The following is a 14,439-nucleotide window of genomic DNA, read 5'->3' on the forward strand; positions in this document are numbered from 1 at the left end:
GTCATGACACTCTCCGTCGAGCGCACCACCGCCGGCGATCGCGCGTACGCGGCGCTGCTCGACGGTATCCAGTCCGGGGCTCTCCCCGCGGGCTCGGTCCTCGGAGAGGTCGAGCAGGCCGCGCGGCTCGGCGTCAGCCGAACACCGCTCCGCGAAGCCCTGCGTCGTCTGGCCGCCGACGGACTCGTCGTGCAGCAGTCGCCGCGCGTCACGGTCGTGGCCGACCTCGATGCGGATGACATCCGCGAGCTCTTCGAGATCCGCCGCGCGCTCGAAGAGACCTCGGCCCGCCTCGCCGCCACCCGCGGAGACGCCGCCGTCTTCGCCGCACTCGCCGAGGAGTTCGCGCACGTCGACCTCGAAGCCGGCGAGGGCCGCGACGCCTACTACGCCCTGATCGCCCGCTTCGACGCGGCCCTCGACGCGGCCGTCGCCAACGACTACATCGCCGCCGCCCTCCGCACCGTGCGCACGCACCTCGTGCGGGTGCGGCGCATGGCCCGCGACAAGCCCGCGCGGCTCGCGGCATCCGCCTCGGAGCACCGCACGATCGCCCAGGCGCTTGCCGCCCGCGACGGCGACCTCGCCGCCCACGCCACGCACGTGCACCTGCACAACGCGCTCACCGGCATCCTCGACTCCCTCCCCGCCGATCCGGCGACAGCCCCCGCGACCGAAGGAAGACCATGACCGTCACCCACCACGTCCGCGTCCACCGCAGCGACGAGAACCTCGCCCGCGAAGACCAGCTCGCCTGGAAGATCGCCGAGGTCGCCGCCGACCCGGTCGAGGTCGAGCAGCCGGTCGTCGACATGATCATCAACCGCATCATCGACAACGCTTCGGTGGCGGCGGCCTCCCTCACCCGCGCCCCGATCAACGCCGCCCGTGCGCAGGCGTTCAGCCACCCGGTCTCGACCGGCGGCGTCGGCGCCAACCTCTTCGGCGCGGCCCTCGACCACCGCACCAGCCCCGAGTGGGCGGCCTGGGCGAACGGCGTGGCCGTGCGCGAGCTCGACTACCACGACACCTTCCTCGCCGCCGAGTACTCGCACCCCGGCGACAACATCCCGCCGATCCTCGCGGTCGCGCAGCACACCGGCGCCGATGGTCGGGCGCTCGTGCGCGGCATCGCGACCGGTTACGAGATCCAGATGGACCTCGTGCGCGCGATCTGCCTGCACAAGCACAAGATCGACCACGTCGCCCACCTCGGCCCGTCGGCCGCCGCCGGCATCGGCACGCTCCTCGGGCTCGACGTCGAGACGATCTATCAGGCCGTCGGCCAGGGGCTGCACACCACCACCGCCACCCGCCAGAGCCGCAAGGGCGAGATCTCGACGTGGAAGGCGCACGCCCCGGCCTTCGCCGGCAAGATGGCCGTCGAGGCGGTCGACCGCGCGATGCGCGGTCAGACCAGCCCCGCCCCGATCTACGAGGGGGAGGACGGCGTGATCGCATGGATGCTCGACGGCAAGGATGCCGCGTACGAGGTGCCTCTGCCCGCCGCCGGTGAGGCGAAGCGCGCGATCCTCGACTCGTACACGAAGGAGCACTCGGCCGAGTACCAGGCACAGGCGTGGATCGATCTGGCCCGCAAGCTCGGCACCGAGAACCCGGCCCTCCGCGACCCGGCGAACATCGAGGCGATCGTGCTGCACACCAGCCACCACACGCACTACGTGATCGGCTCGGGAGCGAACGACCCGCAGAAGTACGACCCGACGGCGTCGCGCGAGACGCTCGACCACTCCATCCCGTACATCTTCGCCGTCGCGCTGCAGGACGGCGGCTGGCACCACGTCGACTCCTACGCTCCGTCGCGCGCGGGTCGGGAAGACACCGTCGCGCTGTGGCACAAGATCACCACGGCCGAGGATGCCGAGTGGACCCGTCGCTACCACTCCGAGGACCCGGACGTGAAGGCGTTCGGCGGTCGTGTCGAGTTCCGTCTGACCGACGGCTCGACCGTCGTCGATGAGATCGCCGTGGCCGACGCGCACCCGCTCGGCGCCCGCCCCTTCGCTCGCGAGAACTACATCGCCAAGTTCCGGCTGCTGGCCGAGCCCGTGCTCGAGTCCGCCGAGATCGAGCGCTTCCTCGAACTCGTGCAGCGCCTGCCCGAGCTGACCGCGGCCGAGGTCGGCGAGCTGTCGATCGTCGCGAAGCCCGGCCTGCTCGACGCCGCGGACGCTCCGAAGGGCCTCTTCTGATGCTGTACTCCACCACCACCCCGGCCGAGAAGCGCCGCGTGCTGCGTGAGCGCCTCGCGAGCGGCGAGCTGCTGCGTTTCCCCGGTGCGTTCAATCCGCTGAGCGCGCGCCTGATCGCTGAGAAGGGCTTCGAGGGCGTCTACATCTCGGGCGCCGTGCTCTCGGCCGACCTGGGGCTCCCCGACATCGGACTCACGACGCTCACCGAGGTCGCCGGCCGTGCCAAGCAGATCGCCCGCATGACCGATCTGCCCGCGATCGTCGATGCCGACACCGGGTTCGGCGAGCCGATGAACGTCGCGCGCACCATCCAGGAGCTCGAGGATGCCGGGCTCGCCGGCATGCACATCGAAGACCAGGTGAACCCCAAGCGCTGCGGGCACCTCGACGGCAAGAGCGTCGTCGACGAGAGCACGGCGATCAAGCGCATCCGCGCCGCCGCCGATGCGCGCCGCGACGAGAACTTCCTGCTCATGGCGCGCACCGACATCCGGGCGATCGAGGGCTTGGATGCCGCGATCGACCGCGCGAAGGCGCTCGTGGATGCGGGTGCGGATGCGATCTTCCCCGAGGCGATGCGCGAGCTCTCGGAGTTCGAGGCGATGGCGAACGCGCTCGACGTGCCGATCCTCGCCAACATGACCGAGTTCGGGAAGAGCGAGCTCTTCTCGACGTCTCAGCTGCAGAGCGCGGGCGTCAGCATCGTCATCTGGCCGGTGTCGCTGCTGCGCACCGCGATGGGCGCGGCGGGCCGCGCGCTCGATACGCTGAACACGGACGGGCATCTCACGTCGATGCTCGGAGAGATGCAGCATCGCGCGGATCTCTACGAGCTCATCGATTACGAGTCGTACAACCACTTCGACTCGGGTGTCTTCAACTTCACGCTCGACCAGCCCGGTCGCTGAGCGCCGCAGCACACGAAGCAGCACACGAAGGAGTGAGCATGACCGAACCGGACATCAAGAAGGGCCTCGCTGGGGTCGTCGTCGACACGACCTCCATCTCGAAGGTCAATCCCGAGACGAACAGCCTGCTCTACCGCGGATACCCGGTGCAGGAACTCGCCGCCACGCAGTCGTTCGAGGCCGTGGCGTACCTGCTGTGGCACGGGGAGCTGCCGACGCCGGAGGAGCTCGCGGCGTTCCGCGTCGAGGAGCGACGGCACCGTGCTCTCGCCGACAACGTGCGGGCCGCGATCGACCTCGTACCGCTGGACGCGCACCCGATGGACGAGGTTCGCACGGCGGTCAGCCTGATCGGAGCGTCCGACCCCGGTGCGGGCGGATCGGTGCTGGATGCCGGCGGCAGCCCGGAGCAGAACCTCGAGCGCAGCATCCGCCTGTTCGCGGCGCTCCCCGCGATCGTGGCCTACGGCCAGCGCCGCCGCCGCGGGCAGGAGCTCATCGAGCCGCGCGATGACCTCGACTACTCGGCCAACTTCCTCTGGATGACGTTCGGCGAAGAGGCGGATGCCGTGGTCGTCGACGCGTTCAACCGGTCGATGATCCTCTACGCCGAGCACTCGTTCAACGCCTCCACCTTCACGGCGCGGGTCATCACGTCGACGCTCAGCGACCTGTACTCGGCCGTCGTCGGGGCGATCGGCGCTCTCAAGGGTCCGCTGCACGGCGGAGCGAACGAAGCCGTGCTGCACATCTTCGACGAGATCGGGTCGGCGGATGCCGTCGAGGCCTGGCTCGACAAGGCCCTCGCCGAGAAGCGCAAGATCATGGGCTTCGGGCACCGCGTGTACAAGAAGGGCGACTCGCGGGTGCCGACCATGAAGGCGGCTCTCGAGACGCTCGTCGAGCACTTCGACAAGCCGGAGGTCGCGGCGCTGTACGACGCGCTCGAGTCGGAGTTCGTCGCACGCAAGGGCATCTACCCGAACCTCGACTACCCCTCGGGTCCGGCGTACAACCTGATCGGGTTCGACACCCTCACCTTCACGCCCCTCTTCGTCGCGGCGCGGGTGACGGGGTGGACGGCGCACGTGATCGAGCAGGCCGGTGCCAACGCGCTGATCCGCCCGCTCTCGGAGTACGTCGGCCCGGACGAGCGGCACGTCGCGGGCTGATGCCCCTTTACGCGTGAGAGAGCCTGGGGCCCGTCGGCATGCTCAGGGACCCAGGCTCTCTCGGTGACGCATCCGCTCGCGGGCGTCAGCCGATGTTCTCGACGGCCGCGCGTGCGCGAGCACCCGCCTGCGAGGCGGTGCCGTCGTTGCTCTCCATCGTGCTGCGCAGCAGCGTGATGATGTTGCGCACCTCGTCGGCGGCGTTCTTCCACCGCAGCTCCTTGCCGCGGTACTCCTCGGAGACCCCATCGGCGGAGTAGTCGGCCATGGCGTTCTGCACGGCCTTGTCGCGGTCGGCGATCAGGCTCTCGAGCAGACCCGAGACGCGGTTGAACTCTCCCTGGACCTCCTGCGAGGCGGCGACGCTGTAGGCGCGGCGATCTTCGTATGCCATTTTCTGTCTCCTTCTTCTCAGCGCGATCCGCCGAAGCGGGCGGCTTCGAACGACGCACCGCTCTCGGCCCCACGGGTCTGATCGACCATCTCGGACTCTCCCTCGCGGAACGCGCGGTCCATGCCCGAGATGCCTCCGAGCACAGCGGCGAGTGACGAGTTCAGCTCGGCGGCGACCTCATCGGTGCGGCCCTTGAAGCTGTCGAATGCGGCCTTCGCCGCACCCGCGTGCACCTGCATCAGCGGGTCGGCGGCGACCACGAGCTGCTTCACGAGCGCGCCGAGGTCGTCGCTGGATCCCGACGTCTGCTTGCCGAGGACGCTGAGCGTCTCGGCCCCCATATCGAACTTCATGCTCCGGTCTTCCTTTCGTCGCCCTCCCGTCCTCGCGGTCGCGAAGACGCCATCGCCCCCGATGGGCGAGGAGAGAGTAACAGGGCGGCCTGCGATGACGCGGAAGTTATCCACAGACCGCGCCTGAAACTCTTTCTTCGATGGATGAGGACGTTACTCGCCCGAGCGCGGATTCTCGGCTGCGTGGGCGACATCGACGACAGACTGCTCGAACGACTGCGAATCGGTGTCGAGGTAGCCGACGGCGGGTGCCTCCCAGGGGTGCGACGCCGCCCACACGGGGCTCAGCAGCAATTGACCCGGGTTCACCCGGTAGTAGGGCAGACTCGAGCGCTGTGCGTTGTGCCCGTCGGTCGCGAATCCGCGCTCCGTGACCTCCGGTCCATTGCCGCGGGGCTTGTCGTGGACGATCCCGCCCTCCGAACTGAAGTTCCGTACACCATCGATGTGTTCGACCTCGAGAATGCCCTCGGAATCCCACTCGTGAACAGCGCGGTCGCGGTCGTCGTCGATGCCCGTGCCGACACCCTTATCCACAGGTGGTCATCGCGAGGTGTCCTCATATGTATAAACTCGCCGACCGTGGGCGCGCGTGGGGCGCACTCCATAAAGGGGGGTCATGAGCACGGCTGGAAAGACGGATGGCGGCCTCGACGCGTTCGTCTACAGCGTGCGAGCCGATACCAGGGCATGGTGTCCCGCCCTGGTATCTGACACCCTCACGGTGTTCGTGCCGATGATCTGCGCCGTGCTGACGTCTGCGGCAGGGGAGCCTCTCGCGGGTGCGGGGCTCGTGCTGCTCGCGCTGGGGATCGCAGGCGGTCAGGTGATCGCCCTCGCCTACGACGGGCGTACGCTCGGCGCCCGGATGTTCGGGCTCCGCATCGTCGAGCGGTCGAGCGGATGCCCCTCCGGACGCCTCCTCGTCGCCGACCTCGTCGGTCGTCGGCTCCGGGTGCTCGACATCCGTCGCGGTCGCGATCCGATCTCCTCCGCCGTGGCGCTCTACCGGTTCCCCGAGCGCGCCGCCGCGCAGCATCCGCCCGCGCCGGCGACGAACACCGTCGCGTTGCTGGACTCGGGTCAGCGACTCCCGTTCGCGCGCGCTCTGGTGGTCGGCAGGAACCCGACGACGGATGCCCGGGGCGAGCATCGATTCTCCTGGCCGGACCTCTCGCGCACGCTGTCGAAGACCCACGCCCGGCTCGAATGGGACGGCGAGAGCGTGTGGGTCACCGACCTCGGCTCCGCCAACGGGACGGCGATGGAGGTCGGCGTGGAATGCGCGTCGCTCGACCCGTTCGTGCCGACGCGCATGCCCGCGGATGCCGTGCTCCGGCTGGGGGATCGCAGCCTCACGATCGCCGGCTCCCGCCGAGATCGCCGGGGTGCCTCTGATGTGGCCGATGAATGCGACGAAGACTCCCGAGGAGGGCACTATGCCTGACCTCCGCGATCGCGCCCTCATCGAGGAGGCGCGCACGCAGCGCTTCCGGCTCGGTTCGGCACTGCTGCACGGGCGCATCTCGGATCGACGCACGGTGAACGACAATGTCCGCCGATTCATCGCCTCCCTCATCGTGGCGGCGCTCGCCTGCGCGGTGTGCGTCGGCATCTCGTTCGTCACCGACCTGCTCCAGGCGCAGGCGGCCGGGAAGGCGCGGCAGAACGCGTCGATCAGCATCATCGAAGAGGAGCCGGTGTGAGCGACTACACGCGCCTGAGCGTTCGGGGTTCGTCTCGGCGCGTCGAGATCGCGGTGTCGAGCGATGACCCGCTCGGCAGTCTGCTGCCGCAGCTGATCGATGCCCTGGCGGAACCCTCCGGTGCCGGCGGACGCCCCCTCGCGCTCGTCACCGCGATCGGGGACTCGCTCGACCTCGAGCGCTCCGCCCGTGAGCAGAGTCTCGTCGACGGTTCGGTGCTGCGCCTGCTCCCGTTCGACTCCGCGCCGCCGCCACCGATGGTCATCGACGTGGTCGACGTGCTCGCCGACGAGCTCGAGAACCGCAACGACCGCTGGAGCGACGCATCGAGGGCCGCCGTCAGCGCGGTCGTCGTCGCGCTGTCCGCGGCTGCCGCGTCGATCGCGGTGCCGTTCGACGGCGTCGCCGGCGGCGCCGCGCGCTTCGGTCTGCTCGGCCTGCTTCTCGTCTGCGCCGTGGGATTCGGTCTGTTCGGTCGACGTCGGCCGGCGGCCGTCATGGCGACCGCGGCGGTGGGGGCGGGCGCGCCTGCCGCGCTGCACGCGGCGGCTGCGCAGGCCGCGACGCACCCGGCATCCGTCCTTCCGATCACCGCTCTCTGGGTCACGCTCGCCTGGTCGGCGGTGCTCCTGATCGGGGGAGGGGTCGCGCGGGGCTCGCGTGGCGCGATGGTCGGCGGTGCCCTGGGGATCGTGCTGACGGTGCCGCTGCTGACGGCACTGGCGATGGGCATGCGCCACGATCAGGCCGCCGCGGTGATCGGCGTCGTCGCCGCCGTGCTCCTCGGACTCGTGCCGTGGCTCGCGCTCTCGACCTCCGGTCTCACGGGCCTCGACCATCGGGCGGCCGAGAGCGCCGATCTGCCGAGACCCGCCGCGTTGGGCGCCGTGTCCGACGCGTATCGCACCCTCGACTGGGTCGTGGCGGTGCTGGCCGCGGTGCTCGTCCTCTGCGGCATCGTCCTCTGGATGACGGATGCCGTCTGGCCGAGGCTCCTCGCGGCGTCGCTCGCGCTTGTGGTGCTGCTGCGATCGCGGGCGTTCCCGCTCCGGTCGCAGGGCTTCCTGCTCTGGGCGGCCGGGATCGGCATCGCCGCCGTCGCCGCGGCGACCCTGATCGTGAACGGTTCGCTCGGGTGGACCGTCGTCGCCGGTGCCGTGGTGATCGGCGTGACAGCGGCCATCGCCGGGCTCGCCCGCCCGAAAGCGCATCAGCGAGCGCGGCTCCGCTCCTTCGGCGACGCGCTGGAGACCGCTGCCGTGATCGCGATCGTGCCGATGGCGGTGGGGGTCTTCGGGATCTACGCCGATCTGCTCGCACTGTTCGGAGGGGGCGCGTGATGCCGCTCGACCGCGGGGCGATCTCCCTGGCGATGTTCGGCAGCGGTGCAGCGCTCCTCACCCGGTTCGCGGCGTGGGACGCGGCGATCACCCGACCGATGAGCACGGTCCGTCGGATCGGCTTCGTCCAGCTCTCCGCCGGAGCCGGTGCGACGACCGTCGCGGGTGAGATCGGACGCCTCGTGGCTCGACGGCGCGCTGCTCCACCGCTCGTCGCGGACCTCTCGCCCGAGGGCGATCTCGCCCGGCGGCTCGGGATCGTCGAGACATCACCGCGTCGGGACCGACGCCTGTTCCGCACGAGCGGCGACGCTCGGCAGCTGCTGCAGATGACGTCGGGTGTGCTCGGGGCCCGGCCGTCGGATGCCGGGGCCCGCCCGGTCGCCGCGTGGGAGCGTGAGGTCTCACCCATCATGCGCTTCCACGACGTCGTGATCGCGGACTTCGGTCCGCGTGATCCCGATCGTGAGATCGGCGAGATCGCCGGGCTCTGCGATGCGGTCTGCGTCGTCGCCCCCGCACGGCGCGAGGGGGCGGAACTGGCCCGGGTCGTGGTCGAGGCGATCGACGCCCTGCCGGGGAGTCCGCGGGCGGTCGTCGCCCTCGTCGATGCGAGCAGGGAATCGCGACGGGTTCCCGCGGTGATCGCGGCGCAGACCGAGCAGCCGGTGATCGTCGTGCCGCACGATACGGGGTTGGCCGGGGGAGAGCCGGCGCGATCCTTCCGGGCGCGCCAGGCCCTGCTTCGTCTCGCGGGGACCCTCATCGGGAAGGTCGACGCATGACGCAGTCCATCGTCCATCGTCCTGCTCGGGCCGTCCTCCCGGCGGAACCCCCGGAGGGCATCGTGCTCACCGCGCCGCCGGCGAGCAACGACAACGCCGCCGGTTTCCCGTTGCAGTCGGTGCTGCCGATCGTCGGCAGCCTTTCGTCGATCACCATGATGGTGCTCCTCCGGGGTAACCCGATGTTCGTCGTGATCGGCGCGGTGATCCTCGTCGTCGCTCTGGTCGGCGGCATCGGCATGGCCTTCACGACGCGCGGAAACGCGGCACGTCAGCGTCGGATGCAGCGAGAACGCTATCTCGACCACCTCGAGCACGTCCGCGCCGAGCAGCGCGACCGAGTGGCGCACGTGCGGCGGGCGGCGCTCACCCGGCATCCGTCGCCCTCGGCGCTCGTCGAGCTCGGGCACGACCCGGCGCGTCGCTGGGAATGCCGCCCCTCCGACCCCGACTTCCTGCAGGTGCGCATCGGCACCGGCGACCTCGCGGTGCTCCCGGTGGTGCTGCCCGAGGAATCGAATCCGGTGCAGCCGTACGACCCGATCATGAAGGCGGCCGCCGAGCGTTTGGTGCGCTCCGCGGGAGTGGTGCAGGGGATGCCGGCGACGATCGACCTCTCGACGGGCGGGCAGTACGCGATCGTCGGCGACCGGACGCGGGCGTTGCAGGTGGCGCGATCGATCGCGGTGCAGATCGCGACGTTCCACTCTCCCGACGAGGTGCACCTCGCGGCCGTGGTCCCGGCATCCGCCCTCGGCGACTGGCGCGGACTCGACCTGCTCCCGCACGCAGGAGCGCCGCGCCCTGCCGCCGATCAGCCCTTGGCGCGCCGCATCGCGCCGACGCTCGACGACCTGCTCGCTCTGATCGCGCCGGAACTGCGGGATCGTGTGGCCGCCACGACGGCGGCACGCCGGGCCGGACGCCGCATCCGGCCGGTGCGGCTCGTGCTCTTCGTCGATGAGGGCGACGGGTACGCGACGACTCCGCCGCGCTGGGACCCGGTGCTCGACGCCGCCGACCTCGGCATCACGATCGTGCACATCGTCGACGATCGCCTCAAGGAGCCCGAGCACGTCGTCGCCCGCGTCGCGGTCGATGCGGCCGGCTGCGCGATCGAGAACCCGGCCGAGCCGGGGGGCCCGATGCTCTGCGCGGCGGACGCCGTCGGGCAGGCGCTGCTCGAGACGGTCGCGCGTCCGCTCGCTGCGCTGCGGATGAGCAGGGCGACGGCGGCGGAGGCGACCGATGCGGTGGCGCCCGACCTCGGCGAACTCCTCGGCCTCGGCGACGTGGCGCAGATCGATCCGCGTCAGGCGTGGGCGCCGCGCTCCTCCGCGGACTTCCTCCGCGTGCCGATCGGAGTCGACGACACGGGCGCTCCGGTGCTCATCGACCTCAAGGAATCCGCGCAGCTCGGTATGGGGCCGCACGGCATCTGCATCGGTGCGACGGGGTCGGGCAAGAGCGAGCTGCTGCGCACCCTCGTGCTCGGGCTCGCGGCCACGCACGGGCCGGATGACCTCAGCATGATCCTCGTCGATTACAAGGGCGGGGCGGCGTTCGCGCCGTTCGCGCGTCTCCCGCACGTCGCCGGGATCATCGACAACCTCGCCGACGATCCGCAGCTCACCGAGCGAGCGCGCGCGAGCATCAACGGGGAGGTCGTGCGCCGCCAGCAGCTCCTCAAAGCCGCCGACAACTCGGCATCGATCACGCAGTACCGGCAGCTCCGACGCAGTCGGCCCGAGTTACCGCCGTTGCCCCATCTGTTCCTCGTGATCGACGAGTTCGGCGAGCTCCTCACCGCCGAGCCGGAGTTCGTCGATCTGCTGCTCACGATCGGACGCATCGGCCGCTCGATCGGTGTGCACCTATTGCTTTCGAGCCAGCGGATAGAGGCGGGCAAGCTCCGCGGCCTCGAGACCTACCTGTCGTATCGGATCGGGCTGCGCACGTTCTCGGCCGCCGAGAGCGCCATGGTGCTCGACACGCAGGACGCGTTCCACCTGCCGGCGATCCCCGGCTACGCCTATCTCAAGGTCGACACCTCGATCTACACCCGACTGCGCGCGGGCTATGTCTCGGGGCCCGTCGACGACCTCCGGGATCGGCCGGTCGAGACGACCGAGGTGCCACGGATGAGGATGATCTCCGCGTACGACGTCGTGCAGCCGCTCCCCGAGGTCGAGGCCGACGGGGCTGCGGCGGTGCAGGAGATCTCCGCGACGGAGAACATGCCGCCCGAGCGGACAGTGGTCGACGTGGCCGTCGAGCGGCTCGCGAAGGGCGCGGTCCGCACGCGTCCGGTGTGGTTACCGCCCCTTCCCACGCGGGTCACGCTCGGTGGGCTGCTGCCGTCGAGCGGTGCGATCGAGGATGCCGCGGGGCTGAGCATTCCGATCGGTCTGCTCGATGAACCGGTGCAGCAGCGGCAGCATCCGTGGAGGCTCGATCTGACCCGCTCCGGCGGGCATGTCAGCGTGATGGGCGCACCGCAGTCCGGTCGCTCGACCTTCCTGCGAACGGTCGCGGCGTCGATCGCGGTGACCCGTACACCGCGCCAGGTGAGCGTGTACGGACTCGACCTCACCGGCGGCGGCCTCGCACGCATCGAGGGATTCCCGCACGTGGGTGGTGTCGCGACGCGCGGGCATCGGGAGCGCGTGGGTCGCGTGCTTGAAGAACTCACGACCATGCTCGAGGTGCGCGAGCAGGCGTTCCGCGCAGAGGGGATCGACTCGGTAGATGAGCTGCGTCGCCGGCACGCCGCCGGGGAACTCCCGCAGTTGCCCTCGGCCGATGTCGTGCTGCTCGTCGACGGCTATGCGACGCTGCGTACCGATTTCGAGGAGTACGAGGGTGCGCTGCAGCGTCTCCTCGATTGCGGCGGCAGCTTCGGCATCCACGTCGTGGTCACGCTCAATCGCTGGAACGATCTGCGCTCGCCGCAGCAGGGAGTGATCGGCACACGGATCGAACTGGGGCTCAACGACCCGAGCGACTCGCAGGTCTCGCGCAAGCTCTCGTCGTCGCTGCGGCGCGATGAACCAGGGCGCGCACTGACGGATGCCTCGGAGTTCGCGCAGGTGGCGCTGCCGGTGCTCGAGGACGACGACTCGGTGGGCGTCGGCGAGATGCTGGAAGCGCTCGCGCGGCAGTCCGCGGAGTCGTGGGCGGGGCCGGAGGCGGCGCCGATCCGGCTGCTCCCGGAGGACCTCGACCCGCAGACGCTTGCGGATGCCGGGATCGATCCGTCGATCATCTCCTGGGGCTGCGGCAGGACACGATGAAGGCGTTCTCGCTCGATCTCGCACGTAGTGACCCTCACCTGATGGTGCTCGGAGACACCGGGTGCGGCAAGACGACCGTGCTGCGGGGCATCGTCCGGGGCGCGCTCGCGGGCCACACACCGGACGACTTGGTCATCGCACTCATGGATGTGCGCGGCGATCTCGCAGACGAGGTGCCCGAGCCTTACCTCGGCGGGCACGCCGCCACCGCTCCGTTGGCGCGCCAGCTCGCGGAGTCGATCGCGATCGAGCTCGACAAGCGGCAGGCGGCGAGGGCATCGGGGCCGAGGATTCTCGTGGTGATCGACGACTTCGACGTGCTGGCGGCGGGCGGCACCGAGCCGCTGCGGCCGCTGCTGCCGTACCTCGCCTCGGCGCGCGACCTCGGCCTGAACGTCGTGCTCACCCGGCCGGTGCTGGGGGCATCGCGGGCGATGTTCGACACGTCGCTGCAGGCGCTGCGCGACACCGGCGGATCGACGCTGGTGATGAGCGGTGATCGGGGCGAGGGCCCGCTGCTGGCGAAGGTGTACGCCGAGCAGATGGTGCCGGGACGCGGGCGGTTCGTGCGTCGTGGTTCGGGGGCGACCCTCGTGCAGGTCGCGCGGTTCGCATTCGAGAAGTGAGCGCCTCGTACGGATATGGCTCCGGCGGGGCATGCCAGGCATCCCGATATGCCGCAAACGAGGACATTATGCTGTATCTGTGAGTGAACACGAGACACCGGAGACTCCCCAGCCCAACGACCCGGCGGCGGCCGATTCCGCGTCGGACGCGGTCCGCACGCCACCGCCCGCGCCGCCCACCCCGTCGGACGGCCCGGACGCTCCCCCGACCACGCCGCCGACCGGCCCGGATGGCTCGGAGTACGTCCCCGGCGGACACTCCCTCCCGCCCGCGGATCCGCGGCACGCTCCCGGCCACGCCTCGGCGAACGCACCCGGCGAGCCCGCTCCGGGGCTGACCGACGGCCAGCCCGCACCCGGACAGCCCTACGGCCAGCCCGCACCGGGCCAGCCCTACGGTCAGCCCGCGCCGGGCCAGCCTTACGGCCAGCCTGCACCCGGACAGCCCTACGGTCAGCCCGTGCCGGGCCAGCCTTACAGCCAGCCTGCACCCGGACAGCCCTACGGCCAGTCCGCGCCGGGTTTTCCGCCGGCAGGGCCGGAGATCGGCCCGAACAAGAAGCTTCCGCTCGGTGCGCTCATCGGCATCATCGCGGCGGGAGTCGTCGTCTTGCTCGTGATCGCCCTGGCCATCATCATCCCGCTGGCGGGTCGCGGCGGTGACGCCGGAGGTGGCTCGAACGGCGAGCCCGCGCAGCCCGCGGCCACCCCGGAGGAGTGGGTCGAGGAGTACCTCACCGCACTTTCGGAGGGCGATGCCGAGACGGCGCGGAAGTACGTCGACACCTCGTCCTACAGCGATGCGCTCCTCACGGACGAAGTGCTCGCGGCCTCCCTCGAGCTGGGCGCCATCGACGATATCGAGGTCGGCGAGGCCGAGGAGGGCGAGTACAGCGACGTCGTCGTGCCCGCGACCTTCACGGTCGGCGGCACCGAGGTGACGCGCGAGTTCGAGATGTACCAGAGCGAGTACGACGGTGACATCACCATGTACAACGGAGGCGCGCGAATCTCGACCTACGGGTTCGACGACATCGGCCTCACGGTGAACGGGGTGGAGATCTCGGAGGACGCCCTGGTCTTCCCGGGCATGTACGAGTTCGCGACGAGCCTCGAAGAGTTCACGATCGAGGGCGAGACGACGCTTCTCGTCGCGGACGAGAAGAGCGAAGAGGCGGCGAGCATGCTGCGTCCCGTGCTGAGCGAGACGGGGGTGGCATCGTTCCGCGAACTGGTCACCGCCTCGCTGCGCGAGTGCCTGGCGATGAAGACTCTCGCGACCCCCTGCGGCATGGACGTCACCGGCCTCGAGCAGGACGGCTTCAGCCCCGTCGACGGAACCGTGACCCGCGCCCTCACCGCCGAGGGCGAGGCGTCGCTCGCCGCCCTCGTCGGAGAGGTCAGCGACCGCGCGGTCGTTTCGACCTACGAGTCGTTCCGCACCGACATCACGCTCGAGGGGCAGAATGCCGCCGGTGAGCGCGGTGCGTTCGAGGTGCTCTTCGGCGCGGGGATGCTGTCCCCTAAGGTCGACTTCGCCGCGGAGACCCCGCAGGTCGTCTGGGAGTAGTCGCGGCATCCGCTCTCGCATGCGAAAGGGCCCGGCATCCGAGATGGATGCCGGGCCTTTCTGTGGTCCGGTCCCTTCG

At 70.4% G+C, this 14,439-nt stretch carries 14 protein-coding genes; 11 read left to right on the forward strand and 3 right to left on the reverse strand.

Translation table 11 applies throughout. The annotated features are described in order from the left end of the window. Positions 1-3: 3 nt before the first annotated feature. The 4 genes from ACI2JZ_RS09160 to ACI2JZ_RS09175 are packed head-to-tail and all read left to right on the forward strand — an operon-like array spanning position 4 to position 4,293. Positions 4-690, forward strand: coding sequence for a GntR family transcriptional regulator (locus ACI2JZ_RS09160; RefSeq protein WP_247633777.1), 687 nt, complete (start codon positions 4-6; stop codon positions 688-690). After that, positions 687-2,213 carry an MmgE/PrpD family protein gene (locus ACI2JZ_RS09165; RefSeq protein ID WP_404597288.1) on the forward strand — a complete coding sequence of 509 codons (1,527 nt, stop codon included), beginning with the start codon at positions 687-689 and terminating at the stop codon, positions 2,211-2,213. Before ACI2JZ_RS09160 ends, ACI2JZ_RS09165 begins: the two co-directional genes overlap by 4 nt. Then, positions 2,213-3,121, forward strand: a complete 909-nt coding sequence (prpB, locus tag ACI2JZ_RS09170) for a methylisocitrate lyase (RefSeq protein ID WP_247956958.1) — start codon at positions 2,213-2,215, stop codon at positions 3,119-3,121. Before ACI2JZ_RS09165 ends, prpB begins: the two co-directional genes overlap by 1 nt. A gap of 38 nt (positions 3,122-3,159) precedes the next feature. Further along, complete coding sequence (locus ACI2JZ_RS09175; RefSeq protein ID WP_404597289.1) at positions 3,160-4,293, forward strand: bifunctional 2-methylcitrate synthase/citrate synthase; 1,134 nt, start codon at positions 3,160-3,162, stop codon at positions 4,291-4,293. An 85-nt stretch (positions 4,294-4,378) separates the two neighbouring features. Here ACI2JZ_RS09175 and ACI2JZ_RS09180 read toward each other — a convergent pair whose 3' ends face one another. The 3 genes from ACI2JZ_RS09180 to ACI2JZ_RS09190 form a co-directional block, all read right to left on the reverse strand. Beyond that, positions 4,379-4,687, reverse strand: coding sequence for a pore-forming ESAT-6 family protein (locus ACI2JZ_RS09180; protein ID WP_247624473.1), 309 nt, complete (start codon positions 4,685-4,687; stop codon positions 4,379-4,381). A gap of 17 nt (positions 4,688-4,704) precedes the next feature. Next, entirely contained in the window at positions 4,705-5,040 is a 336-nt protein-coding gene (locus ACI2JZ_RS09185) for a hypothetical protein (protein ID WP_247624474.1), read from the reverse strand. Between the two features lie 153 nt (positions 5,041-5,193). Continuing rightward, positions 5,194-5,577 carry a hypothetical protein gene (locus tag ACI2JZ_RS09190; protein ID WP_404597290.1) on the reverse strand — a complete coding sequence of 128 codons (384 nt, stop codon included), beginning with the start codon at positions 5,575-5,577 and terminating at the stop codon, positions 5,194-5,196. An 82-nt stretch (positions 5,578-5,659) separates the two neighbouring features. Here ACI2JZ_RS09190 and ACI2JZ_RS09195 point away from each other — a divergent pair, with 82 nt between their 5' ends. From ACI2JZ_RS09195 to ACI2JZ_RS09225, 7 genes are all read left to right on the forward strand, one after another. Further along, positions 5,660-6,487 carry an FHA domain-containing protein gene (locus ACI2JZ_RS09195; RefSeq protein WP_404597291.1) on the forward strand — a complete coding sequence of 276 codons (828 nt, stop codon included), beginning with the start codon at positions 5,660-5,662 and terminating at the stop codon, positions 6,485-6,487. Next, on the forward strand, positions 6,480-6,746 hold the full coding sequence (locus tag ACI2JZ_RS09200; RefSeq protein WP_247624477.1) for a hypothetical protein: 267 nt from the start codon (positions 6,480-6,482) through the stop codon (positions 6,744-6,746). The genes ACI2JZ_RS09195 and ACI2JZ_RS09200 overlap by 8 nt, the downstream gene beginning before the upstream one ends. After that, positions 6,743-8,086 carry an EsaB/YukD family protein gene (locus ACI2JZ_RS09205; protein WP_404597292.1) on the forward strand — a complete coding sequence of 448 codons (1,344 nt, stop codon included), beginning with the start codon at positions 6,743-6,745 and terminating at the stop codon, positions 8,084-8,086. Before ACI2JZ_RS09200 ends, ACI2JZ_RS09205 begins: the two co-directional genes overlap by 4 nt. Continuing rightward, the gene (locus ACI2JZ_RS09210) at positions 8,086-8,871 is read left to right on the forward strand and encodes a hypothetical protein (protein ID WP_404597293.1); all 786 of its coding nucleotides are present in this window, start codon (positions 8,086-8,088) and stop codon (positions 8,869-8,871) included. The genes ACI2JZ_RS09205 and ACI2JZ_RS09210 overlap by 1 nt, the downstream gene beginning before the upstream one ends. Then, positions 8,868-12,164, forward strand: a complete 3,297-nt coding sequence (gene eccCa / locus ACI2JZ_RS09215) for a type VII secretion protein EccCa (RefSeq protein ID WP_404597294.1) — start codon at positions 8,868-8,870, stop codon at positions 12,162-12,164. The genes ACI2JZ_RS09210 and eccCa overlap by 4 nt, the downstream gene beginning before the upstream one ends. 41 nt (positions 12,165-12,205) lie before the next feature. Beyond that, entirely contained in the window at positions 12,206-12,790 is a 585-nt protein-coding gene (locus ACI2JZ_RS09220) for a hypothetical protein (RefSeq protein WP_404597295.1), read from the forward strand. Between the two features lie 79 nt (positions 12,791-12,869). Then, a complete protein-coding gene (locus ACI2JZ_RS09225; protein ID WP_404597296.1) occupies positions 12,870-14,360 on the forward strand; it encodes a hypothetical protein in 1,491 nt (496 codons plus the stop codon). Positions 14,361-14,439: the final 79 nt, after the last annotated feature.

This window comes from Microbacterium sp. NPDC087868 (assembly GCF_044900755.1).
GTDB classification, from domain to species: domain Bacteria; phylum Actinomycetota; class Actinomycetes; order Actinomycetales; family Microbacteriaceae; genus Microbacterium; species Microbacterium galbinum.